Origin of the sequence: Palleronia pontilimi, assembly GCF_016412875.1 — a bacterium.
GTDB lineage: Bacteria > Pseudomonadota > Alphaproteobacteria > Rhodobacterales > Rhodobacteraceae > Palleronia > Palleronia pontilimi.
Map to the genome: position 1 here is coordinate 1 of NZ_JAEKPD010000007.1, position 22,529 is coordinate 22,529.

Below are 22,529 nucleotides of genomic sequence, written 5' to 3' on the forward strand. Positions count from 1 at the left end.
AGTCCAGTTCGCAATGGCCCGGATACCGGGGAGAAGGTCATACGGTCAAAGTTGCGAATTACACTCTTTTTGCATCACATCGTTGGGGATTTTGTGGGCTTCCATAGGCTTGGACCAGGTCAAATAGTTCGAAACAGTCGGCAGGCGGAGAAGCTCATCCGCACTCAATCGAGCGAAAATCTCCCTGTAGGCGTTGACCGTAGATAGAGGCTCATCTGCACGAAGGAGATCATCGAACGACACATCGGGCACGTTGGAGTAAAATGCCATGAAAGTGCGCATCCTTTCTTTCATACAAGTTCTGTCAGCGCTTTCGTGATCGAGGAACGCGCCGGGGCCGTGGTCGCCGTGGATAAGCACGATCTTTGGACCCGGCGGGTAGGCATCAACCTGACGTAGAAGGGCGTTCTCAATGAAAAGCGCTTTTTGGCGATAACCCGCGATGTAATCTGCGCGCCCACGAGGCATCATCGCTACCGCGTGGTTTCCATCCAAATAGCTTAGGGTCGTAACTGGCCGCACGCTGCCATCTGCGTTCACGCTGAATGGCGGATGGGGGGCAAGAAGGTGCTGATAGTGGAAGTATGGCACCGCAAGATCGTTCAGTAGCCCTGGTTGCATGCTGTCTTTGAGAACTTGGTTGTGTAAACTGGCGAAGGTGGTCGGCCCACCCGGGGCGAGCATCGCCTCCAGTTCCGTCAAGCCTATGCGGTTGTTCCCGGCATGGGCCCAGGCACCCGTGTCGAGATAGCCGTAACCGGACCTATTGCGCGTCATCGTGTATCCCGCGTCTCGCAAAACGGTTGCAACGGGTCCATGCGAAATCGTGTGACCAAGATCACGGCGCAGCACGTTCGCCGATCCGCGCGCAGCCACGTCGACAAAGCCGCCAGACATAATCGACGCCATGGAGGGCAAGGTCTGGCTATAGGGGGTGGTCACGTTCCGCAGCACTGTGAAACCGCGCGCTTCAAGCTGGGTGAGGAACCGTTCGCTGTCGTGATCATAGATATCCGCCAAGACATCAGGCGCGCCGTATCCGTCGAGGACCACATGGATGATGGATGGCTTTTCAGACAGTGTTATCTCGCCCAGCGCATCTTCTGACGACACAAGCTCTCGGCTTTCCAGCGTCGCGTTCAGCGCTGGCCAAGCCGCACCTGCAAGCAGGACCAGACCAATGCTGGAGGCGGCCAGTCCGATATTCCGATACGCCTGTGCACGATCAACCAAGCCCGCCACAGCGAAAATTCCGGCCAGCATCAAAATAACCCCGATATTGAGGTAGAGCGTCAAAACAGAGCAGACGATCATTGTGACGACAAACGATGCCTTAGGCAGCGACTTGAGCATCCAGTTGAAGACGGCAATGGCCAGAAGGACCGCGATCCCGAGAAGCAATGCCGCGCGGACCGCTTGCCATGACGCATAAGTCCCGTTGTAATTGCTCCAGAGCGAAAACGGCACTATTGCGATCAGGGCAAGCGGACCGATCAGCGTCGAAGCACGCGAAATCATTCCGTGAGTGTCCGGTATTCGAAGATGATGCGTCCGGTGCTACTGACTTCGGTTTCGTTCTCGATAGTCGCGATTTCCTTGAGATGGGCGCGGAAGGCGTCGACGGTGTAGGTGCTGAAGATATCTTCACGGTCTGACAGCATCGCCTGAACGGTTGGATCGCTTTTCGGCACGAACTCGATCATGCCGGTATAGGCGCGGTCGACGATCCAGGAAATCGCCTGACGCAAACCGATGTTCTTGCCGATTGCCAAATGGTGGATGAAAGCAAGTGCGATCACCGCATCCCCTTTGGCGCGGGCTTCGAACCCTTGTCGTTCCTGCTGTGACCAACCCTGCGCAGGGCTTGGGTTTGCGGCATCGAGGAACAGCGGAAGGAATGGAAGGTTTCCGGCCCGCGCGCGCCGCCATGCAGCTGTCAGTGCGCCTTGGTCGAAATCGTATCCGATCACGCGTTTTGCGCCTGCATCGATGGCAGCGTGACTGAAGTCGCCGCTGTTGCAGCCAAGGTCAATCAGCGCGGATGGACGCGTTCGCGATGCAAAGTCCCGAACCAGGTTACGCTTGGCGTCTCGCTCAGCCTTGGCATAGGTATTGCCATCGGCATAGTCGCTCCAGATAGTCGTGTTGGAGTCCTTGGGTGTCAGCGAAGCAATCCAGTTGCGCAGTTGCCGCAGAAGTCCTTCATACCCCATGCGGCTGAGCGAAGCCTTCCGCTTCTTACCGCTACGGGCCACAGCGTCGCTTTGGTTACCTCTGCCCAACATTTCGGGAAGGAATATATGGGCGTTCATTCGGAATGAGAGACGGGATCGCACTGGGAGAAGCTTCGCCAAGGCCGAAGTCGGAATGCCTTCGAGACGGCCGCGATACCATTCGTTGTAAGAGATACCGCACACGGCGCTCAGCAACAGCGGATTGAGGAATTGTTCGCAGAACTGATTGTGCGCCAGCCACATTTCACCCTTTTTATAAGGGCGGAGGGAAAGGTGATCGATGAAAACCGGCTTCGATCCAACGAACTGAATGTTGTAGGCTGTGGCATCGGACAGCGTCAGGTCTGCTGCCAAGGCATCAAGCGACAGGTCCAAGTGATGCATCGCGGCATCTTTCAGCTGCTGAAAACACCATTCGTAAGGATAAGAGATATCCTTGAGACGGGGATGTTCGAGCACATGCACTGCGTCGGGAAAAGCGCCGAGGATCGCGGGTGATCGTACTTCTCGCATACCGACGACCCGTCCCTGCTCGATCATACGGTCAAGGAACCCGGTTTTTCGGACGGCTTCGTAGGCTTTAGCGCCGTGCAGACTGACAGTGCGATATATTTTGCCGTCCCAGTCATGCACGCAACCCGAGGGATCGCGAAAGGAGCCCGGGATCGGCGTCGCGAAGGTCATTCCGGCTCACCGCTCTCAGAGCTTTCGGTCTTGCCGAACACACGGGCAACAGCACTCCGGATTCGTTGTAAGTATAGCCCGCCGACGGTGGCGATCGCTACAAAACTACCTATGAGACCTTGAACGATAAGCGTGCCGGTGCCCGGGTCGATGTAAGCGTGCGCCGGGGCAGACCATGCTACGAACGATATTCCGGTGGCGAGAAGGCGAACTGTGTATTTCATGGTGTTTTCCAATGTTTCTGTTGGTCTCCGTATCGTTGATCTCGGAGGCAATCGTTGGGTGCGAAAATGGAAACAATGTGGCGCTACTGCAAAGTCTCAGTTCAGTTAAGTAACGTATCCTCAGTTCCGAACTTCTGGTGGGCTTTAGTAGCCTTGAGTCCTTCAAGTCGCAGGAACGCTTTCTCCGCTACTTGACAGGTTGTGCGATTTCCTCTGGTTCAGTGTCACCGGACAAAGCTTAGTTGAAATCTCGGTGGGTTCAGGCCCCCGCAACCAGCTTCCGCGAAAATCGCATCACTACTGACCTGCTCCCCTGAATGTCCTCGATCAAAGAGAAAGTCCGTTCCGTGTTTGGTCCTGTCTTGGCCGTTGGTGATATTCCCACAGGGTGAGCCAGTCGAGGCTCGTGTGCTCCCGCCGCGGATCGTGGAGGCGTACCAGATGCCGCCCTGCGGTGCCGGGATGCCGACCCGGTTCAGCCCGCGGGCAATGTCGTCGCCGGACCGGCCATCTGCGGCCTCCTGGAAGATGCTCAGCACGATCGGCGCCGTCTCGCGGTCGATCTCGCGCACACCCATCTGCCCTTCGACCTTGCGGTAGCCGTAGGCGAGGCTGTGCATGCGTCCCTCGCGCTCGAGCGCGCCGACGAGGCCGGGACGGGTATGGTCGGCGATCTTCTCGGAAAACATCTGCGCGCCGAGCGCATTCAGCATGACGTTCAAGAAGTTCTGCTCGCCCTCGCTCACGGAGACCAACTTCACACCGCTGAAGGTCAGGAGTTCCCGTTGCTGCAGGCTGTCGACCACACGGCGGCTGAACCGCTTCACGGCCTCGACGATCACGACATCGAACACCGTGTCAGCCGCGTCCTTGCGAATGCGGTTGAACTCGGGCCGGTTCGCCGTCCGGCCGGTCATCGCCGCGTCGGCATAGATCTCGTTTACAGGCCAGCCCTGGGCCTCTGCGTCCTTCCGGCATAACGAGACCTGATCCTCGATGGAGCAGGGGTTCTGAATCTCGTCGGAATAAGGCGCGTAGACCGCCGCTCTAAGGGTCATCGTATCCACTTTCTCTTCGATATTGTGCTTGGGGTTCCGGTCCGCGGGGTGGTCACCGACCGCCGGTGAAGACGGGCCCCGCGGATACTCCGCCGCCGCAAAAATTTCGCAGGTGTTCGAGAATCCGGGAGTCGAGGGTCGGTTCCTCGCTCTGATCGAGCCCGGAAGCTTCCTGCCTTTCGATCGGCCGGTCCCTTGTCATATTGAGGGACGGCCCCTCGAGGCGGAACTTGCGGAGTCCGATGGTTCGCCAATAAAGAGCGGAGCATACAACTTGCGGTGCGCCGTCTGACGGAGGCAGACTTCGCGGGGATCGTGGACCTCGGTCTCCTATGTCGAGGACCAGACTACCTCAAAGCAGGAACATTTCAGGGGAGCAGGTCATGGCCACTGACGATCCCGAGAGAGAGAGAGAGAGAGAGAGACGACCAGCCCGGTCACAACTGAAAAAAACCGTCGTTGTGCAACGGTCGAGCACTGCATGGCCCCGTCATTGATGGGCGCTTGACTTGCATCAACTGCGGGCTCTCACAGCGCCTCTAGCTTCGTCTTTCCATCAGACGAACTGTTTTCCTAAGGCAAGGAACCAGGCTGATCAGGGAAGGCTCCGATAGATGGCGATGCTCGTAAACGGCGGCACCCCGGGCCGATCCTTCGGAAAGGGATCATTCCTGGCTGCCGTGACCACGTTTTGGGCCGCGAGTGCATCGGCGCAGGTGGTCGAAGGCCCCTCGCTCGTCTTGTTCGGCGGGCAGATGACAGACAATCACTGGGAAGAGACGCTTACGCCGTGGGATATCGATTTTCTCGGCTCGCATTTCGTCGGACTCGGGATCGGATACGAGTGGCCGTCGAGACTTCCGCGCACGGGGATCGGTATCGAGGCGCAGATGGTCGCGCATTTCGGCCGACAGGATCACCTGGAACTCAACCTGCCGCTCGTCATTCGATATTACCCTGACCAGCCGCTTCTGCCCGGGCTGGAAAGCCTTGCCTTCGGGATCGGGCTGTCGAGAACGACGAAGGATCCCCAGACGGAAATCGACCGGGACGGGGAGACCAGCAAGACGCTCGTGTATTGGATGGGCGAATTGGCGTTCAATCTGCCGAGCGACAACACGGATCTGATCCTCCGTCTTCACCATCGGTCCGATGCATACGGGCTGATGGATACGGATAGCGGATCGAATGCGCTGGCCCTGGGGGTCAGGCGTCGGTTCTGATGTCTGCGCTTTCAGATACCCTTGTCATGTCGATCCGGTCTTTCGAGGTGAAATAGACGGCGACGGGCCTTGGCGGGGCCGAGATCGGATCACGCGTTGCGCCGAAGTTTCTCCGGATCTGCAAGGCGTTGGATGATCCGGTCGGTCACGAAGGCCGCGTCCTCGCCCACCGACAGGAACCGGCCGGAGCCCCAGGTGTGCAGCCAGCCGAGGCCCAGGAAATACATCCCGAAGGTGTCGCAGACCCCGCGACGGTGCACGGGGCGGCCGGTCGCGTCCAGGCAGTCCACCTGCAGCCAGCCGTAATCGGGGCGGAAGCCGATGCACCAGAGGACCGAGGTGATCCCGTGGTCGCGCGCGTCGATCTCGGTGATTTCCTCGTCGGGTCGCCAGACCTTGCGGAACGGCTCGGCCTCGGGCGCGTCGATCCCGTTCTCGGCGATGTAGGTGTCGATCATGTCGCGGATGCCCAGGTAGCTTTTGTCGGCATCGTCGAGATTCTTCTCGAGGTCGGGGGCGAAGCGGATCGTGGTCCCCTCCATCCCCGTCACCGAGCCGTATAGCGGCAGCCCGTCGCGGGCGAAGGCGCGCAGGTCGATCTCGTGCCCGCCATCGCGTCCCGACAAGTAGTGGTTGGTCTTGGCCTCGGTCGCCTTGGGGTCGGGCTGCTCTTCGATGGTGCGGTCGTAATACCCCATCTCGAACAGCCAGTCGGTGGCATCGCGGCCGCGATAGATGCGCGGGCTGCGCGGGGCGGGCCCCACGGCGAGCGACACGTCTCGGCCCGCGATGCGCAGATCCTCCATCAGTTGAACGCCGGATTGCCCGGTGCCCACGACGAGGCAGCGGCCCTCGGGCACGTCCTCGGGGCGAAAGTAGTCGCGGGTGTGCAGCTGGGCGATGGACGGGTCGAGATCCGCGGCGTAGGGCGGCGTCACGGGGCGGTCGTAGCCGCCAGAGGCGACGATGACGTGATCCGCCGACCAGAGGCCCGCATCGGTATCGACCTCGAAGTGGCCGCTGCCCGCGCGCCCGACGCGGGTGACTGTCACGCCTTCGCGCAGGGGGGCGTCGAAGCTGTCGGCGAAGGCTTCGACATAGTCGACGATCTGGTCCTTCAGCATGAAGCCGTCGGGGTCGTCACCGGGGTAAGGATGGCCCGGCAGGCGGCACTGCCAGTTCGGCGTGACCAGGCAGAACGAGTCCCAGCGCTGGTTCTTCCACGCGTGGAACCGGACGTTCCTTTCCAGCACGACGTGCGCGATGCCCGCGCGGCAGAGGTGGAAGGACGCCGACATCCCGGCCTGCCCCGCGCCGATTACGACGACCGGCAGGTGGGTGCGCGCCGCGTCGGGCGCCTTCAGGTCATGGACAGGCATGTGATCGTCTCCTCGGGGGAAAAGGCCGCCGCGCGGGCGGTCAGGCGCGCGGCCTGCGCGTCGGCAGAGGTGCAGCGGAAGCCGTATTTCGCCTCGACCCGCCGGGCGGCCAGGTCCAGTCCGGCAAGGCTGCGGTCCATGAAGTCGCGTAGCGCGTAGGTCTTTCCGGCGCTCAGGTAGGTGCGGATCGCGGTGGACGGGGAATAGCAGCTTTCTTCCGACCCGTCGGGCCAGCGTATGCGGAAATCGACTTCAGGCATGGGCGGGCTCCGGGTCGGGGGCAAGGCCCAGGTAGCGCCGTTCGGCGTGATCCCAGAACGTTGCGCGGGCCCCGTTCGCGTTCAGCGACACGGCGCTGCCCTGCACGATCCGGCCGATGGCGGCGGCGGCGATGTCGCGGGCGGCGAAGCGGGCGCAGATCGTGGGGGCGTCGGCGGGTCGTGCCGCCAGCAGGAAGCCGAAGCTCGGGAAGGTGACCATCCAGCGCGCGAGGTCGGTGCCCTCGGGGCGCGGGATGGCGTCGATGTCGATCTCGATCCCCACGCCCGAGCATTCGGCCAGCATCACCGCCGTGCCCGCGATCCCGCCCTGGCTGATATCCTTGCCCGCCCGGACCAGGCCTGCCTCGGCCAGTTGGGGCAGCAGCTCCAGGTCGCCGCGGAGCCGGTCGTGCGGGGCGTTGAGAAAGGCGGGGAAGGTGTCGGCCGCGCCCGGGTAGTGGCCGCGCAGGTCCGTCGCCGCGATCAGAACGTCGCCGGGCCGCGCGTCGAAACTGGTGATGATCGCGTTGGCCCGGCCCCAGATCGACGCCGCCAGTTGCGGCCGGTCGGTCCTGAGGTTCGAATGACCGCCGACGATGGGCACGCCGTAGGCCACGCTCGCATCGCGCATGCCGCGCAGGATTTCGCCCGCGAGCTCGGCATCGGGCGCCCAGAGCGCGTTGGTCAAAGCCGTGGCGCGCCCGCCCATGGCGGCGATGTCCGACACGTTGACCATCACCGCGCACCAGCCTGCGAACCACGGTGCCTCGGCCACGAAGTCGTTCAGGAAGCCCTCGGTCGCCATCAGCTGCCAGCCTGCGCCGTCGACCCAAGCGGCGGCATCGTCGCCGGGGCGGCCGGGGCTGTCTTGCCCCAGCCCCAGCGCGGCGCAGACCGCGTCAATGTCGCGTTTGCCCGTCACGTTGGGATGCGCGGCCAGCGTCGCCGCAAGGGCCGCGAGATCGCTCATGCGGCGCGCTTCCGGGTCAGCGCCGTCCAGCCGCGGGCGGGATCGATGATGGGCGGATAGGCGGAAAGGTCAGCGCGCATCTTCATGTGCGGATGGCCGTGCAGGTCCCGCGCGCCCAGCGACTGCCAGTGCAGCTTCTCGAACAGCGGCACGTTTTGCGCCTGCACGTAGGCCAGGAACAGCTTCGCCCCCTGCGCGTGGGCCGTGCCCACGGCCAGCCGGATAAGCTCGGCCCCCAGCCGCCCCACCCGCCGGTAGCTTGGCGCCACGGCAAGGCGCGAGCCCCACCAGACATCGGGATCGGCCTCGTGGATGCGGACGGTGCCGACCACCTCGTCGGCCTCGGACGCCATGGTCGAGATCGCGACGAGCGGCAGCGCCAGCTTGTCCACCGCGTCGCGGTCGTGGTCGGGAAAGATGCCTTGCTCGGTCACGAAGGTGCGGTGGCGCAGGGATGCCGCGCCGCCGATCTCCCAAGGCTGCGTCGCCTGGCGGATCAGGAATTCCGGCGTGACGAAAATCTCGGGCTTTTCGATGATCATGCGGGGATCCTTTCCTTGGGCGCGAATTTCTCGAAGGCCGACAGGGCCGAGCAGGCGCCGCAGCGCCCGCAACCGGCCTTGATGTCGCCCGCGCTCATGCCCGCCGCGTGGATCATCCGCGCCAGCGGCGGCAGGACGCTGTGCATGAAGGCAGGCGTGGGCGCGGGATGGCTTTCCAGCGGCGTGCCCGAGACCGGCACGAAGGGCACGACGAAGGGATAGACCCCCATCGCCGTCAGCCTTTCCGAGATCGCGAGGATCGCCTCGGCGGTGTCACCCAGCCCGGCCAAGATGTAGGTCGAGACCTGCCCGTGGCCGAAGACCTCGACCGCGGCGGCGAAGCTGTCGAAGTATTTCTCCAGCGGGACTTGCGCCTTTCCGGGCATGATCTCGGCCCTCAGCGCGGGGGTCACGACCTCGAGATGCATGCCCAGGCTGTCGATCCCAGCCTCCTTCATGCGGCGGTGCCACGCGTTATCCTCGGGCGGCTCGCACTGGCCCTGCAGGGGCAGGTCCACGGCGGCGCGGATCGCCGCGGCGCTGTCGGCCAGCACCTTGGCGCCGCGATCCTTGCCCGCGGGCGTGCCGGTGGTCATCACCATGTGCTTCACGCCGTCCAACCGCACGGCGGCGGCGGCGACCTCGGCCAGTTGCGCGGGGGTCTTGTGGGCGATGGTGCGCCCGGCGGCAAGGCTCTGGCCGATGGCGCAGAACTTGCAGGTCTTCTTGCGGCTTTCGTAGCGGATGCAGGTCTGCAGCACCGTCGTGGCCAGCACGTCCTTGGCGTGGAGCTGCGCGATATGGCCGTAGGGCACGCCGTCGGCGGTGGCGAGATCGAGGAAACTGGCGCGTTTCGGGAAGCTCACCTCGGCGAAGAATGCGCCGTCCTTGGTCACCCGCGCGCGGCCCTCGCCGTCGGGCGCATCCACCAGGTAGGGGCTGTCGAAGGCCGCGTGGGTGTGGACCGGGATCATCACCGTCATCCCGTCGATCGTCACCGCCTTGTGGTCGGTCGGCCCGGCCCCGCCGCGGCGGCTGTCGGCGCCCGCGCGCGGGTCGATCATGCGCATGCCGCGGGTCTGCAGGTCGGTGATGATGCTGCCTGTCTGTGGCACGGGATCAATCCTCCAGCGGAATGGGTTGGAACGGGGTTTCGGGCGCGCTGACCTGGCGGGTGGCCACAGGGGTCGGGTCGTGGCGCAGCGACAGAAGCTCGGGCCGGGCGTAGTGGCCGACGGAATCCATCATGCGCTTGCGCTTGGTGACCAGCGCCATGTCGAGATCGGCGTAAAGGATGCCCTCGCCGTCGGTCAGGGGCGGCACGGCGTGGCGGCCCTCGGGCGTGATGATGCAGGTCATGCAGCCGCCGCGCAGTCCTTTTTGCAGGGTTTCGTCCGGCGTCACGCTGGCGATCTGGTCTTCGGTCAGCCAGCCCGTGGCGTTCACCACGAAACAGCCCGATTCCAGCGCGTGGTGGCGCATCGTCACCTCGATCTGTTCGGCGAAGATCGGTCCGACCAGGCTGCCGGGAAATTGCGCCACGTGGATTTCCTCGTGCTGGGTCATCAGCGCGTAGCGGGCCAGCGGGTTGTAATGCTCCCAGCAGGCCAGCGCGCCGATCCGGCCCGCGCGGGTCTGGACCACCTGCAGGCCCGCGCCGTCGCCCTGACCCCAGACCATGCGCTCGTGGTAGGTGGGGGTGATCTTGCGCCGCTTCAGGCGCAGCGTGCCGTCGGCGTCGAAGATCAGCTGCGCGTTGTAGAGCGAGCCGTGATCGCGCTCGTTCACGCCCAGCACCACGACGACACCGTGATGGGCGCAGCGTTCGGCCACGCGGCGCGTCTCGTCCGAGGGCACCGTCACGGCCTGCTCGTAGAGCGCCAGGTGCGGCTTGCCCTGCTGCACCGGCGGCAGGACGAACGAGAAATAGGGATAGTAGGGGACGAAGGTTTCGGGAAAGACGACGATGTCGGCGCCGTTCCCGGCGGCCTCGTCGATGGCGTCGAGCACCCGGGCAAGGGTCTTTTCGCGACTGGTCAGATCGGGCGCGATCTGCACGGCGGCGGCTTTGACGATGCGCGACATGACACCTCCAGCGGGTGGGGCCGGGGCCTGCGACGGCCCCGGCGGGGAGCGGTCAGACCGTCCAGGTATCGACGATCACCGCATTGTCGCGGACGTGGATCAGCTTCAGGTCCAGCACGTCCTGCGGGGCGATGGGGATGATGCCGTCCAAGAGCGACGGCTCGCCGTGGCCATAGAGCGCCTGCAGCGCGAACCGGCAGGCATAGACCTTGCCGCCCTCGGACATGAATTTCTTCAGGTTATCGGCGAAGTTCTGGTGACCGGGGAAGGCCGCGTCGCCCAGCGTGGGGAAGCCGCGCTGGATGCCCAGCGTCACGCCGGGACCGTAAAGCAGGATCGAGGTCTCGTAACCCTTCCGGTTCAGCCGGATGGCGTTGAGGATGTTCACAAGCCCGATCGACCCCTCGAAGGCCACGGTATGGAAGGTGACGAGCGCCTTCTGCCCTTCTTCCGCCTGAACGTCTTCAAAGACCTTGTCTTCGTAGTCGACGAAGAAATCTCCGTCCTTGTGCTTTTCCATGGTGACTGCGGGCATGCGCTTCCTCCGGGTGTTGGGCGACTGCGTGAATGTGTTGCCCCTCGACCCTCCCCACGCCAAAGACTGCAATCAATATTATAAACAATTATCCATACAATTAATCTTGTCCGGCCGCCGTCTTCGCCCGTTTTTCCATCGAATTTCGTCCGAACAGCCGCGAGAACCCGCAGCAGGTCGGCGACGGACCGGAGCGATTTCCGGAAATCCATACAAAGTGCTTCAATTCCCGGGAATCGCCGGTATCGTGGCCATATGCAGTCCTGGACACCCGCCCTGCGCCGTGACGGCGCCGCCCGCTACCTGCAACTGGCCGACGCCATCGCCGAGGGCATCGACGACGGCGTGCTGGGCCTTGGGGATCGCCTGCCGCCGCAAAGGCGGCTCGCCGACCGGCTGGGGATCGACTTCACCACCGTTTCGCGCGGCTATGCCGAAGCGCAGCGCCGGGGGCTGGTCACAAGCCATGTCGGCCGCGGTACCTTCGTCGCCCGCGACCGCTCGGGCGACGACAAGCGCGAGTCGCGCCGCCGCGCCGATGTCGACCTGACCATGAACCTGCCGCCCGAGCCGCAGGATCCGGAGCTGCTGGCCCGCATGCAGGACGGCTTGCAGACCGTGTCGGCGAACCTGATCGACCTTCTGCGCTACCAGTCGGTGACGGGCGGGCAGATCGACAAGGAGGCCGCGTCGACCTGGCTGTCGCTCAGGGGGCTGGTGCCTTCGCTCGACCGGATCGCGGTCACACCGGGCGCCCATCCCACGATGATGGCGATCCTGATGGGACTGACCGCGCCCGGCGACTGCGTGCTCTGCGAGGACGTGACCTATCCCGGCTTCCGCGCCATCGCGGGCCGACTGGGCCTGCGCGTGGTCGGCCTGCCCGGCGATGGCGCGGGGATTGATCCCGACGCCCTGACCGACGCCATCCACCGCCATGCGCCCAAGGCGCTTTACCTGAACCCGACGCTGCAGAACCCGACGACGCGGACGATCACACCCGCGCGGCGCGAGCGGATCGCCGAGATCATCACCGCCCACCACCTGCCGCTGATCGAGGACGACGCATACGGCTTCATTCCCCCGCATCCGCCCGCGCCGCTGGCGGCCTTCGCCCCCGACCTGGTCTGGCATATCGGTGGCCTCGCGAAATGCATCGGCGCGGGCCTTCGCCTGGCCTATACCGTCGCCCCAAGCAGCCACGCCGCCCGCGACCTGGCGCACCAGTTGAAGACGATCTCGGTCATGCCGTCGCCCCTGATGATGGCGCTGGCCACGCGCTGGATCACCGACGGCACCGCCGACCGGATCCGCCGTTTCGTCCGCGAGGAAACGCAGGCCCGCCAGGCCATCGCGGCGAAGGTGCTGGCCACCGCCACCTACGAATCCGAGCCCCACGCTTTCAACGTCTGGATGCAGCTGCCCGAGGGCCTGAGCCGGGCGGACGTGATCGGGCGCATGGCGGGCACCGGCGTCGGCATCATGCCCGCAGACGCCTTCACGGTGTCGGGCGAGCCGTCGGAAAGCCTGCGCGTCTGCCTCGGCGGCCAGATCTCGCGCAGCGAGTTGCACGATGCCCTGGGATTGCTGGCCTATATCACGTCCAGTCTGCCGTGAGCGGAGGGAAACCGGTGTGCGCAGCAGGGGTGGCCAGTGCTGCCGACGCCCCTGGCCAGGTCAGTCGGCGTCGGACTGCAAGTCCAGATACCCCGTCACCTGGAAATACCGGCGCGCGGCGGGGTGGAGCGGCACCGACGAGGTCAGCCGCACCATGGGTTCGGGGGTCAGCGCCGCAAGGCTGGGATGCGCGGATGTCAGGCGATCGAGATCGCGCATGACGGACGCCACCATGTGATCGACCGTGTCGTCCATGGTCGCGGCCGTCGTGAACAGGGACGCGCGGACGCCCAAGGTGGCAACCGGGTCCGGCGCCTGAGGATAGGTCTCGGCGGGGATCTCGGTCAGGTCGAACTCGTCGCGGCTGTCCACCAGCGCGGCGATATCCGCGTCATCCGCGGCAACGAAGACCAGATCGCAGGCCGCCAGCGCCGCCGCGATCACGCCGGCCGGATGGCCGACGATATAGATCCCGGCATCCAGGTCGCCCGCGCACAATTCCGCTGTCTGGTCGCTGGCCGAAAGCTCTGACACCAGCTCGAAATCCTCCAGCGACCAGCCCTTCGCGTCCAGGATCGCATCGGTCGTCGCCCTTTGGCCGGACCCGACATTGCCCAGGTTGACCCTGCGCCCCCGCAGGTCGTCGAAAGTCGTGATCCCGCTATCGCCGCGCGCCAGGATCGTCAGCGTTTCGTTGTGCAGCGAGAACACCGTGCGCAGCGTGTCGAAGGGCGCGGCACCGTCGAACAGGCCGCGGCCGCCATGGGCCTGCGTGGCGATATCGTTCTGCGCGATGGCGAACCTGGCCTGGTTCGTGCGCAAGGCCTCGAGATTTGCGACCGAGCCGTCGGACGTGATCGTGCGGCAGGGCGGACGGGTCTGGGCCGCGCGGTTGACCAGCGAACAGATCGCGCCGGCAACGGGATAATAGACGCCGCCGGGATCGCCGGTGGTGATCCGATAGCTTTCCTGCGCCGCCAGCGGCATCGTTGCAGGTCCGGCAAGGGCGATGGCCAGACAGGTCGCGCGGATGAACGTCATATGGATTACTCCTCGGGGGGGACTATGTGATTTGCCGTAGTCGTAAGGCAAACCGATAATTCTTTGCTCTGACGGGTGGTCGGCCAAAAAGAAGTCGGATCGGAACACGAGGGCAAGGGGCACCATGCGAAAACTATTCAAGGCAACGCTGCGTGCCGTTGCCGGAGCCGCTGTCGCGCTGTCGATGGCTCCGGTCGCGCAGGCACAGGACGACGAGAACCGCATCCGGATCATCGGCAGCTATGCGCGTGTCGGCCTCAGCACCGACGACCATGATTTCCAGCTTCTCGGAAAGGTCGATACCGGCGCCGACAGCACGTCGATCGACGCGCGCGAGATCGAGGAATTCGAGCGCGACGACCAGGAATGGGTGCGTTTCCAGGTGCCTTTGGGCGAGGACGACGAGCGGATGGAGCTCGAGCTGCCGGTGGTCGACACCGTCACGATCGTGGGCGCGGGCGACGAGGACAGCGAACGGCTCGTGGTCGAGATGGACTTGTGCGTGGGCGATGTCAGGCTTCCGACCGAGGTCAACCTGGTCAGCCGCGACGGGCTGGACTACCGCCTGCTGGTCGGCCGCGAATACCTCGTGCGGGGCGGTTTCCTGGTCAACCCGGCCCAAAGTGACGATGTCCGGCCGCTCTGCGGTGCCGACGGGGAAGACTGATGCTGCGGCTTCTCTGCGCGACGCTGATCGCCTTGGGCCTGGGTCTGTTCGCCTATCGCGCGTTCGTGCTGGACTTCCCTCTGACCCCCGACACCAATTCGCCGGTCTGGGCGTTCGAGATCCAGGCCGACCTGCCGCAATCGGACAACGGGGCGCGGGTGTCCATGTACGTGCCCCCCGAATTCGGCCGCTACCAGCCGCTGCGCGAGCAATTCCTGTCGGAACGGATGTCGCTGTCCATTCGCAGCGATCCCGATGGAAGCCGCCGGGCGATCTGGACCACGGCCGAACTTGAGACGGCGACCAGCGTTTACTACCGCGCGACCTTCTTCATGAAGCCGGTGCTGTCCGCGGACAGGCCCCAGACCAAGCCGCCGCGCGACCTGCCCAGCGATTTCGACCTGGTGTCCGAGCGGTCGCTCGAGCAACGCACGCTGGCGAACCGCATGATGGCCGATCTCGAGCGTCAGGCCTATGACGACGACACGCTGACCAGCTTGCTGATCGACCGGCTGCGCGATGGCAGCGACGACCTGGCGCGGCAGCTGCTGGACGGGCGCGTGGGCACGACGCCGGTGGCGGAAACGGCGGCTTACGTGCTGAACCAGCAGGGCCGTGCCGCCCGCGCCGTCCACGGCATCCCGCTGCGCGAGACGGTGCGCGAGGCCACGCCGATCGCGTGGCTCGAGCTTTGGACGGGCAGCGAATGGCGCACCTACGACATCGCCAGCGGCGATCCGTTCAACCCCGAGGACCGCATGACCCTGTGGCGCGGGGACGGCGATATCGTCAGCGCCGAGGGCGCCACCCTGTCGGGCGTGCGCATCGCCCTGACGCGCCGTGACGTGGGGGCCGTCCAGGCCCTGGCGCAGCGGCAGGGCGACGCCGAGAGGCCGCTGGCGCTGGCGACTTTGCTGGACCTGCCGGTCAACACCCAGCTGGTGCTCCAGTCGCTTCTGGTGATCCCGTTGGGCGTGCTCGTCCTGGTGTTCCTGCGCCAGTTCGTCGGCGTGCCCACCTTCGGGACCTTCATGCCGGTGCTGATCGCCCTGGCGTTTCGCAGCGCCACGCTGACCACGGGGCTGATTATCCTGGCGATCATCCTGGGCGTCGGCATGGCGTTCCGGCTGGCCTTTTCCAAGATGAACCTGCTTCTGGTTCCGCGATTGGCGTCGATGCTGACGGTCATCATCATGGTCATGATCGGCGTCAGCGTCGGCGCCGACAGCTACGCGCTGGGCACCGGGTTCTCGGTCACGCTGTTCCCGATCGTGATCCTGACCATGACGATCGAGCGGCTGTCGGTGACGTTGGAAGAAAGCGGCGCGCTGGATGCCAGCAAGGAATTCGTGGGAAGCGTCGTCGTCGCCGTCCTGTCCTACCTGGTGATGGCGATCCCGCTCTTGCAGCACCTGTTCTTTCTTTTCCCCGAACTGCTGCTCGTGATCCTCGCGATTCTGTTGATGATGGGCCGCTACTCCGGCTTCCGACTGTCCGAGCTGCGGCGGTTCCACGAACTCGACATGCGGGGCTGAGCCATGCTGACCACACCCTGGGCGCTGCGCCGCAACGGCATTCTCGGCATCAACGGGCGCAACGTGAACTACGTCGCCGACGGAAATCCCACGCACCTGATCCCCGCCGTCAACGACAAGATCGAGACGAAGGAACTGGCCAGGAAGGCGGGTGTGCCGACGCCCGAGCTCTACGGCGTGATCGAGATCCAGGCCCAGGTGCGCCATCTCGACCGGATCCTGGAGGGCCGTGAAAGTTTCGTCATCAAGCCCGCGCGCGGCGCCCAAGGGGACGGGATCCTGGTGGTCGATGGGCGCAACAGGAAGGGCCGCAAGCTGGCGTCGGGCAAGGTGATGAGCGACCGCGCGCTCGCCCATTACATTTCGAACGTGCTCAGCGGGATGTACAGCCTGCAAGGACAGCAGGACCGCGCCATGCTGGAAGAGGTCGTGCGCTTTGCCGACGTGTTCGACGACGTGGCCGAGGCCGGTGTTCCCGATCTGCGCATCATCGTCTATCGCGGCGTGCCCACCATGGCGATGGCCCGGGTGCCCACCCGCGAAAGCGACGGCAAGGCCAACCTGCACAAGGGCGGCATCGGCCTGGGTATCGACATCGCCACCGGCGTCACGATCCAGGGGGTCTATCACAATCGCATCATCCACGAGCATCCCGAATCCGGCGCGCCGCTGTCGGGCATCGAGCTGCCCGAATGGGACAAGATCGTCGAGATGTCGGCGCGCTGTTCCGAGCCGACGGGATTGGACTATCTTGGCGTCGACATCGTCTTCGACCAGGAGCGCGGGCCGCTGCTGCTCGAGCTGAACGCACGGCCCGGACTGTCGGTGCAGCTGTCCAACGGGATCGGCCTTGAAACACGGCTGAGCCAGATCACCGACTGGGTGCGCCCCGAGCATACGCTGGAAGAGCGCATCGCCTTCGGCAAATCCCTGCAATAGGGATCGCCCGCGACCCCGGTCAGAACCCGGAACCCGCCGCCATCCGGCAGCGGTCCGACCCGCAAGACCGTGCCGCCCGCGGAACGCGTGGCGGCGTTCTTTGTCGGGCGGCGCGACCGCGAAAACCGATTGCGGTATCATTGGGGCCGAAGGCGTGAAGACGCTGGCGAGGCCGCGTTCGAAGACTTGCTGAATCGAAGGAGGGGCGGGATGCCGGTCCACAACAGCGAAATCGCGGCGATGTTCGATCATGTCGCGGACCTTCTGGAAATCCAGGACGCCAACCCCTTTCGCGTGCGGGCCTACCGCAACGCGGCAGACACGGTGCGCGACCAGAGCCGATCGGTGGCCGCCATGCTGGACGAGGGCGCAGACCTGGCGGAGCTGCCCGATATCGGTGACGACCTCGCCGGAAAGATCGCCGTAATCGTGCGGACGGGCCATCTGGCCCTTCTGGACGAGATCTCGGACGATGTCCCCGAGGCGATCGTCGCGGCCACCCGTATTCCGGGCATCGGACCCAAACGGGCGCGCAAGCTGTTCGACGCGCTGGATCTGACGTCCCTGGACGATCTGGAAAAGGCGGCCGAGGACGGGCGCATCGCCCGTATCGCGGGCTTTGGCGAAAAGACCCAAGCCAGGATCCGCGACGAGCTGGCAAGAGGCGACATCACCGAGCGCCGCCTTCGCATCGACACCGCCGAGGAGTTCGGCGAGCCGCTTCTGGCGTGGATCCGCGGCATCGACGGGATGGAAAAGGCCGAGATCGCGGGCAGTTACCGTCGCCGCAAGGAAACGGTGGGCGATCTGGACATCCTGGTCGCGGGACGGGACGGCGGCAAGATCATCGAGCGTTTCACTGCCTATGACGAGGTCGAAGATATCGCGTCGAAGGGAAAGACCCGCTCGACGGTCACGCTGCGCTCTGGCTTGCAGGTCGACCTGCGTGTCATCCCAAGCTTGAGCTGGGGCGCCGCGCTGCATTATTTCACCGGGTCGAAAGCGCACAACATCGCGGGGCGACGCCGGGCGCAGGACCGCGGCCTGAAGCTGAACGAATACGGGCTCTTCAAGGGCGACGAACAGATCGCGGGTGCGAACGAGACCCAGATCTACGACGGCATCGGACTGCCCTGGATCGACCCGGTGCTGCGCGAGAACCGCGGCGAAATCGAAGCGGCCGAGAACGGCCAGTTGCCCGACCTCGTCGAGCTTGGCGATGTGAAGGGCGATCTGCACGCGCACACCACGGCGTCCGACGGCAAGAACACGCTGTGCGAGATGGCCGCGGCAGCGAAACGGCAAGGCTACGAATACCTGGCGATCACGGATCATTCGAAAAGCCAGACCCAGGCCGGGGGACTTGGCGCGGACGAGCTGGCCGCGCAGATCGACGCCATCGCGGAGCTGAATGAAAAGATCGACGGGATCCGCCTGTTGGCCGGGTGCGAGGTGGATATCCTGAAAGACGGAGGCCTGGATTTCCACGACTCCCTGCTCGAACGGCTCGACCTGGTCGTCGCGTCGGTCCATTCCAACTTCGCGTTGGACGAGGATGCGCAGACCGAGCGCATCATCCGGGCGATGGACAACCCGCTGGTCCACATCATCGGTCACCCGACCGGGCGGCTGATCGGCCAGCGTCGGGCCTATGCGCTGGATATCGAGCGCCTTGTCGGGGCCGCCAGGACGCGCGGCTGCGCGCTGGAACTCAACGCCAACCCGATCCGGCTCGACCTGAAGGACGTGCATTGCCGCCTTGCGGCCGAACACGGGGTCCGGATCGCGATCTCGACCGATGCGCATTCCACGGGCGGTCTGGACCACATGCGTTACGGCATCGACCAGGCGCGGCGCGGCTGGCTTGAACGGGGCGATGTGCTGAACACGCTCGGCCTGGACGATCTGGTGAAGGCGCTAAAGCGGAATTGACCACGCGCAGGCGGCTTCCGGGGTGTCACGCCGTTGTCGCCGTCGCTATCGCGGTCGGCTCGTCGATCACGATTTCGACGCCTGCATCGGCATGGGTGACCTCGACCTCGGCCTGGCCGGACCCGCGTTTTCGAAAGACAAGATCGGCGTGAGCGCCCGCAACCTGCAGGCCCGACACTTCAAGCCAATCGATATCGGCCGGCAGGACAGGGTTCGAAATCGTGATCCGGGCGGCCGTGGCATCGATGCTGATCCCCAGGCAGGCCCGCAGGCACAGAAATGCCGACCCGGCTGCCCAGGCTTGCGGGGCGCAAGCCGACGGAAAGGCCACCGGCCGCGCCGTTTCGTCCCTTGGCAATCCGCACCAAAGCTCGGGCAGTCGGTGCTCGGCGAAGAAACAACTGGCTTCGAAAAGCTCTTCGGTGATGCTTCGGGCCAGCTCTGCGTGGCCGACCGCGGCGGCACCGGCGGCGATCAGGCTGTTGTCATGCGGCCAGACGCTGCCGTTGTGGTAGCCCATGGGATTGTATCGCGCGGCATCGGTCGAAACCGTTCGGACGCCCCAGCCCGACCGCAACTTCGGACCGCACAGGGTGTCAAAAAGCCTGTCGAGCCGTTCGGGTAGCGCCGCGCCGAACAGGGGCAGATGGCCCGCATTCGACGCCGACACGCGCACGGGCCGGTTGTCCGCGTCGAGCGCGATGCAATAGGTGCCGAGCGCGTCGTCCCAGAAAGCTTTGTCGATCTGCTTCACCAGCGCGTCGGCCCGGTGGCGTAACGCCAAGGCATCGTCCCGTGCGTCGAGGGCGTCGAAGATCCCGGCCGCAGCCCTGAGTGCGGCGACATGGTAGCCCTGCACCTCTATCAGGGCGACCGGACTGACGCAAAGCGTCCCATCTTCATGGAAGACGGCATCCTCGGAATCCTTCCATCCCTGGTTGCGCAGGCCAGTTTCCGCGGACCGTTCGTATTCGATGAACCCGTCGCCGTCGCAATCGCCGTAGGTCTTGGCCCAATCCAGTGCCGCCCGGATCGCGGGTTCCAGCCGTTTCAGGTGGTCGCGGTCGGCGGTCCGCAGCCAATGGGCATGGGCCAGCACGACGAACAGCAACGTCTGGTCGATGCCCCCGTAGTAGTGGTGAAACGGGACGGCATTGCTGCGGGCCAGCTCGCCATTGCGGTGTTCGTGCAGGATCTTGCCGGGCTCGGCATCGCAGAACGCGTTGTTCTCCGCCGCCTGTGTGGCGGCAAGGAAATCGAGCACGCCCCGGGCAAGATCGGCGTCGAGCCAAAGCGTCTGCAGCGCCGTGATCAGCCCGTCTCGTCCGAATGGCACCGAAAACCAAGGGATCCCCGCATAGGGGTAGGGGCCGGTGGGCATGTCGGAGGTCAGCACGGCAAGATCCGCCGACGACCGCGAAAGCCAGGCGTTGAAGGATGGTCGCGATGTCCGGATGCGGGCCGTGCGTCCGATCCGTCCGGCCATCCGCCCGGCGACGGCGTCCCGGGCTTCGTCGAAAGTCGGCGGCGGCCCGGAACCGGCGGCCCCGTGCCGCGCCACGGTCGGGTCGTCGTCGGCCGACCCGTTCGTGGTCCGCTCGGCGATCCGGACAGTGCAAGTGATCTCGGCTCGCGCCTTTTGCGCCATGCTGAGCCTGATATGCGCGCGTCCGGCTTCGAATTGCGGCTCGGGGGTGATCCGGACCTCGGTGGTCAGCCGTCGTCCATCGGCCGTGTCATAGGCGAACCGGATCATCCCGTTGCCGAATTCCGGCGGCATGAGATCGCCGCGACGCGTGGTATGCATGCCGCGAACTTCGAAGATGTCGCGGAAGTCGGCCCAGCATTCCAGCACGACGTCCAGCTCGGCGGGGCAGGTGCCGTAATTCCTGAATTGCAACCGGTCGAAAAGCCCGTCGGACAGAATCCGGTCGCGTTGGATGTGGATCTCGTAATCCTGGAACTCGGTGCCTTGGCAATCGATCAGCTGCGAATTGGCAAGGTCGCTGCGAAACGCGACATCGTCGGTCCGGGCATCGTGGCCGATCTCGATCAGGCCGGTGCCGTTGATCGTCGCCGAAAGCCGCGAAAGATAGCGCGTGTCCCGAAAGAAAAGCCCGTGTTTCGACTGCGCTTCGCCAAAGCCCGCGTCCCGCGCGTTGAGATTGCCGTCCGCCGGGAAAACCGCGAACAGATCTCCATCCTTCAGAACGTGGAAATCGTGCCGCGTGTCCGGCCCGAAACGGTTGGGAACAAGATCACCATCTTCCATCGGCTACCCGGGCGGCCCCGATCGGGCCGCTACGTCCTTTCCTTGGGGAATGATCGGCCCGGACTTGCGCTCGGGAAAGCCGGGGGCAGGCGTGTCGGCCTTCGGCCCGTTGCGTCGCCCTCGGCCAGTCGACGCCGGACCGCTTCGCCGGGAGCAACGCCCGGTCTGGTCTCGAGCAGGTGCCGATAGACGTCCAGATAGGCCTCGGCCATCGTGTCGCTGGAAAAGCGATCCTCGAAGCGCCGACGGATTTGCGCCCGATCCAGGTGGGCGATGTCTGCGACGGCCGCCACAGCGTCGTCCACGGTCTCGACGATGCGCCCGGTCACTCCATCTTCGATCACCTCGGGGACCGCGCCGCAAGGACAGGCGATCACCGGGGTTCCGCAGGCCATCGCCTCGATCATCACCAGGCCAAACGGCTCAGGCCAGCGGATCGGGAACAGCAGGGCGCGCGCCCCGTTCAGGAACGCTGTCTTTTCGGCATCCCCGATCTCTCCGACATACTCGATCTGCTTGCCGTCCACCTGGGGTTTGATCACCTGCTCCCAGTAGGGCCGATCGAAGGAGTTGATGCGCGCGGCGATCTTGAGCCTCGATTTTGAGCGCCGAGCGATCTTGATCGCCGTGTCGACACCCTTTTCCGCCGAGATGCGACCCAGAAAGGCAAGGTATCCGTCGCCCGTGTCCGCACCGTTCGGGACGCGCCTGAACAGGTCACGCGGATACCCGTGCGGAATCGTTGCGATCCAGTTGGCGTGGGGCAGGGGGCGCCGCTGCGCGTCCGAAATCGAGACCAGCGGGAATTTCCGGTATCGTCGGAAGAACCGGGACAACCCGACATGGTCCAGCCGCGAATGGCAGGTGGTCACGGTCTTGGCGGCAATATCCTCGAACATCGGGAAGTGCAGAAATTCGGTGTGGAAATGCAGGACGTCGAAACGGGCGGCCATCTTGAGCACGCGGTCCAGCATCAGGATGTGATCGGCGACACCTTGGGTGAGCCGCTCGTCCGTGAGCAGCGACCGGTCGCGGCACACGATCAGCTCGCCCGTCACCCGGCTTTCGGCGTTGGCGAAGACAGTCACCCGGTGGCCCAAGGCGCTGAGCCTTTCGCACAGGCTTGCAACGACCCGCTCGGTCCCGCCGTAAGCCTTGGGGGGCACGGCTTCCATCAACGGCGAAACCAGAGCGATGCGCATATCAGTCTCCCGGTGCAAATACCAGCACTGACAGAGTCTCCCGAAGATCGGCGCGAGGCGCATTAACCGGGGATAATGCGACGCCCTGCGCTATGGGGATAGGGGTGCAGCCACCGCCATGAAGTCCCGT

At 64.8% G+C, this 22,529-nt stretch carries 20 protein-coding genes; 6 read left to right on the forward strand and 14 right to left on the reverse strand.

The window, feature by feature from the left end:
• Positions 1 to 45: 45 nt before the first annotated feature.
• From ILP92_RS07105 to ILP92_RS07120, 4 genes are all read right to left on the reverse strand, one after another.
• Positions 46 to 1,518, reverse strand: coding sequence for an alkaline phosphatase family protein (locus ILP92_RS07105; protein WP_198915689.1), 1,473 nt, complete (start codon positions 1,516 to 1,518; stop codon positions 46 to 48).
• On the reverse strand, positions 1,515 to 2,918 hold the full coding sequence (locus ILP92_RS07110) for a class I SAM-dependent methyltransferase (protein ID WP_198915690.1): 1,404 nt from the start codon (positions 2,916 to 2,918) through the stop codon (positions 1,515 to 1,517). The genes ILP92_RS07105 and ILP92_RS07110 overlap by 4 nt, the downstream gene beginning before the upstream one ends.
• The gene (locus ILP92_RS07115; RefSeq protein ID WP_198915691.1) at positions 2,915 to 3,142 is read right to left on the reverse strand and encodes a hypothetical protein; all 228 of its coding nucleotides are present in this window, start codon (positions 3,140 to 3,142) and stop codon (positions 2,915 to 2,917) included. Before ILP92_RS07115 ends, ILP92_RS07110 begins: the two co-directional genes overlap by 4 nt.
• A gap of 224 nt (positions 3,143 to 3,366) precedes the next feature.
• Positions 3,367 to 4,200: a recombinase family protein gene (locus ILP92_RS07120; RefSeq protein WP_198915692.1), complete on the reverse strand. Its 834-nt coding sequence runs from the start codon at positions 4,198 to 4,200 to the stop codon at positions 3,367 to 3,369.
• 614 nt (positions 4,201 to 4,814) lie between these two features.
• On the opposite strand from ILP92_RS07120, the gene ILP92_RS07125 reads away from it, so the two are divergent.
• Complete coding sequence (locus ILP92_RS07125) at positions 4,815 to 5,423, forward strand: hypothetical protein (RefSeq protein WP_198915693.1); 609 nt, start codon at positions 4,815 to 4,817, stop codon at positions 5,421 to 5,423.
• An 89-nt stretch (positions 5,424 to 5,512) separates the two neighbouring features.
• Here ILP92_RS07125 and ILP92_RS07130 read toward each other — a convergent pair whose 3' ends face one another.
• The 7 genes from ILP92_RS07130 to ILP92_RS07160 are packed head-to-tail and all read right to left on the reverse strand — an operon-like array spanning position 5,513 to position 11,194.
• Positions 5,513 to 6,802: an MSMEG_0569 family flavin-dependent oxidoreductase gene (locus ILP92_RS07130; RefSeq protein ID WP_198915694.1), complete on the reverse strand. Its 1,290-nt coding sequence runs from the start codon at positions 6,800 to 6,802 to the stop codon at positions 5,513 to 5,515.
• Positions 6,784 to 7,062, reverse strand: coding sequence for an MSMEG_0570 family nitrogen starvation response protein (locus tag ILP92_RS07135; protein ID WP_198915695.1), 279 nt, complete (start codon positions 7,060 to 7,062; stop codon positions 6,784 to 6,786). The genes ILP92_RS07130 and ILP92_RS07135 overlap by 19 nt, the downstream gene beginning before the upstream one ends.
• The gene (locus ILP92_RS07140; protein ID WP_198915696.1) at positions 7,055 to 8,032 is read right to left on the reverse strand and encodes a sll0787 family AIR synthase-like protein; all 978 of its coding nucleotides are present in this window, start codon (positions 8,030 to 8,032) and stop codon (positions 7,055 to 7,057) included. Before ILP92_RS07140 ends, ILP92_RS07135 begins: the two co-directional genes overlap by 8 nt.
• Positions 8,029 to 8,574, reverse strand: a complete 546-nt coding sequence (locus tag ILP92_RS07145; RefSeq protein WP_198915697.1) for an MSMEG_0567/Sll0786 family nitrogen starvation N-acetyltransferase — start codon at positions 8,572 to 8,574, stop codon at positions 8,029 to 8,031. Before ILP92_RS07145 ends, ILP92_RS07140 begins: the two co-directional genes overlap by 4 nt.
• Positions 8,571 to 9,689, reverse strand: a complete 1,119-nt coding sequence (locus tag ILP92_RS07150; RefSeq protein ID WP_368667851.1) for an MSMEG_0568 family radical SAM protein — start codon at positions 9,687 to 9,689, stop codon at positions 8,571 to 8,573. Before ILP92_RS07150 ends, ILP92_RS07145 begins: the two co-directional genes overlap by 4 nt.
• Before the next feature lie 4 nt (positions 9,690 to 9,693).
• Positions 9,694 to 10,659, reverse strand: a complete 966-nt coding sequence (locus tag ILP92_RS07155; RefSeq protein WP_198915698.1) for a Nit6803 family nitrilase — start codon at positions 10,657 to 10,659, stop codon at positions 9,694 to 9,696.
• 52 nt (positions 10,660 to 10,711) lie between these two features.
• Positions 10,712 to 11,194: an MSMEG_0572/Sll0783 family nitrogen starvation response protein gene (locus ILP92_RS07160; RefSeq protein WP_198915699.1), complete on the reverse strand. Its 483-nt coding sequence runs from the start codon at positions 11,192 to 11,194 to the stop codon at positions 10,712 to 10,714.
• Between the two features lie 255 nt (positions 11,195 to 11,449).
• Here ILP92_RS07160 and ILP92_RS07165 point away from each other — a divergent pair, with 255 nt between their 5' ends.
• Positions 11,450 to 12,811 (forward strand): aminotransferase-like domain-containing protein, encoded by a 1,362-nt coding sequence (locus ILP92_RS07165; protein WP_198915700.1) that lies wholly within the window; start codon positions 11,450 to 11,452, stop codon positions 12,809 to 12,811.
• A 60-nt stretch (positions 12,812 to 12,871) separates the two neighbouring features.
• Here the strand turns inward: ILP92_RS07165 and ILP92_RS07170 are convergent, their stop codons facing one another.
• Positions 12,872 to 13,852, reverse strand: a complete 981-nt coding sequence (locus ILP92_RS07170; protein ID WP_198915701.1) for a TAXI family TRAP transporter solute-binding subunit — start codon at positions 13,850 to 13,852, stop codon at positions 12,872 to 12,874.
• Positions 13,853 to 13,976: 124 nt separating this feature from the next.
• On the opposite strand from ILP92_RS07170, the gene ILP92_RS07175 reads away from it, so the two are divergent.
• From ILP92_RS07175 to polX, 4 genes are all read left to right on the forward strand, one after another.
• A complete protein-coding gene (locus tag ILP92_RS07175) occupies positions 13,977 to 14,519 on the forward strand; it encodes an ATP-dependent zinc protease family protein (protein ID WP_198915702.1) in 543 nt (180 codons plus the stop codon).
• Positions 14,519 to 16,054 carry a UUP1 family membrane protein gene (locus tag ILP92_RS07180; RefSeq protein WP_198915703.1) on the forward strand — a complete coding sequence of 512 codons (1,536 nt, stop codon included), beginning with the start codon at positions 14,519 to 14,521 and terminating at the stop codon, positions 16,052 to 16,054. Before ILP92_RS07175 ends, ILP92_RS07180 begins: the two co-directional genes overlap by 1 nt.
• Before the next feature lie 3 nt (positions 16,055 to 16,057).
• A complete protein-coding gene (locus ILP92_RS07185; RefSeq protein ID WP_198915704.1) occupies positions 16,058 to 16,993 on the forward strand; it encodes an alpha-L-glutamate ligase-like protein in 936 nt (311 codons plus the stop codon).
• 210 nt (positions 16,994 to 17,203) lie between these two features.
• Positions 17,204 to 18,925, forward strand: a complete 1,722-nt coding sequence (polX, locus tag ILP92_RS07190; protein WP_198915705.1) for a DNA polymerase/3'-5' exonuclease PolX — start codon at positions 17,204 to 17,206, stop codon at positions 18,923 to 18,925.
• Between the two features lie 25 nt (positions 18,926 to 18,950).
• Here polX and ILP92_RS07195 read toward each other — a convergent pair whose 3' ends face one another.
• Together ILP92_RS07195 and ILP92_RS07200 are read right to left on the reverse strand one after the other, a co-directional pair.
• The gene (locus tag ILP92_RS07195) at positions 18,951 to 21,197 is read right to left on the reverse strand and encodes an amylo-alpha-1,6-glucosidase (RefSeq protein WP_198915706.1); all 2,247 of its coding nucleotides are present in this window, start codon (positions 21,195 to 21,197) and stop codon (positions 18,951 to 18,953) included.
• Positions 21,198 to 21,226: 29 nt separating this feature from the next.
• Complete coding sequence (locus ILP92_RS07200; RefSeq protein ID WP_198915707.1) at positions 21,227 to 22,462, reverse strand: glycosyltransferase family 4 protein; 1,236 nt, start codon at positions 22,460 to 22,462, stop codon at positions 21,227 to 21,229.
• Positions 22,463 to 22,529: the final 67 nt, after the last annotated feature.